The organism is Candidatus Nitrosarchaeum limnium BG20 (genome assembly GCF_000241145.1).
Classification (GTDB): Archaea; Thermoproteota; Nitrososphaeria; order Nitrososphaerales; family Nitrosopumilaceae; genus Nitrosarchaeum; species Nitrosarchaeum limnae.
Window position 1 is genome coordinate 1 of record NZ_AHJG01000213.1, and the last position, 1,395, is coordinate 1,395.

The 1,395-nt window shown below is 33.8% G+C and carries 3 protein-coding genes; 1 reads left to right on the top strand and 2 read right to left on the bottom strand.

What is annotated here, in order from left to right:
• Positions 1 to 488: pelota family protein (locus BG20_RS07505; protein ID WP_010193101.1), on the bottom strand; the 488-nt coding region annotated here is incomplete at its 3' end.
• A 32-nt stretch (positions 489 to 520) separates the two neighbouring features.
• The gene (locus BG20_RS07510) at positions 521 to 931 is read right to left on the bottom strand and encodes a hypothetical protein (RefSeq protein WP_007403152.1); all 411 of its coding nucleotides are present in this window, start codon (positions 929 to 931) and stop codon (positions 521 to 523) included.
• Positions 932 to 1,049: 118 nt separating this feature from the next.
• On the opposite strand from BG20_RS07510, the gene BG20_RS07515 reads away from it, so the two are divergent.
• Positions 1,050 to 1,395, top strand: a 346-nt coding sequence (locus tag BG20_RS07515) for a YjbQ family protein (RefSeq protein ID WP_238527560.1), incomplete at its 3' end; no start/stop codon positions are given.

Sequence of the window (1,395 nt, forward strand, 5' to 3'; positions counted from 1 at the left end):
CCTCCAGATCCTGAATAAATATTTGGAATAAATTCTAGATGTGTTCCTCGTAGTCTTGCAATACCACAATCTCCCGTGTCAATTGCAACTAAAACAAATCCTATTTGTTTATTGTTTGATTCAATTAAATTTTTTTCAATTGGTAACCATTTTTTCTTTGTAATTGTAATACCGTCATTTATTTTTAGAATAAATGAATGATGTGAACCATGAGGGACAGATTCATTACTTGATTCTAGTATTGTTCCTCCAATTCTTAATCTATCTAAAACATCATCTAATGATATTTTTTCTACATTCAATGCAATTCTTACTCTAATTCTTTCTCCCTTGTCTGGTCTTGCATAATCTTTTTCTAATTTTATAACTCTAGTAGTATCACCTACAATTCTGTCTCCTTCTCTAATTATACGGCGTAAAGTTAAAAGATCATCAGAATCTTCTGGCATCACAGAGATTGAATTATCATCAATTATTTTTGTAATCATAATATTATTCTAATTAACAGAAACAAAAGAGTTTAGCTTGTGACTTTTTTTGTCTCTTCTGTTTTTTTCTTGAGATAATTTTCAACCCAATCCAAAGTAAGAACCCCTGATTCAGCTAAATTGGTCAAAGAATTTGCTGATGCTTCACCTACGACTTTGCCATTGTTTTTTCTTAATTGACGCCACTTTAACGCAGTATTTCCACTCTTTGAATTGTAAATAATTCCAAGAATGTCTCTTGCATTGACAAATGTAATGTCTCTCACTTTTTTCAAAGTTACCTTATCTGCAGCCTCGACATAAATCGAGCCTAAGCTATCTTCTCTCTCTGCAAATACCTCGGGATCCTCCAAGTAACTCCTTGGAGCATAAGAACGACATGTGCTGCCAATCACAAATCTTCTAAAACTTTCCAATGAAGCAGGAGTATCAATTGAAACCATTTTGAATAAATCCCCAGTTCGTCATTTATCAATCTTCTTGAAAGACTCAATAGGCATCTACCTTAATACTGCCTTGCCGGCAGTGATGACCCTATCCCTTTGATTGATGATGAGGATCTTGAGTTCTGAGCCCGCACTTAGAATTTTAATGACAGATATGGTATTTCATATCATGAAATCTTTTACTGAATATCTTACTTTTAATGTAAAAACACGTAGAGCATTTCTAAATATTACACCTGAAATAAGAAAACTAGTTCTCAAAAGCAAAGTTCAGGAAGGGCTATGTCTTGTAAACGCAATGCACATCTCTGCAAGTGTTTTCATAAACGACGATGAAAATGGATTACATCAAGATTTTGAAAAATGGTTGGAATCACTTGCACCTCACGAACCAATCAATCAATATCAGCACAACAATACTGGTGAGGATAACGCAGATGCACATCTAAAGCGGCAAATTA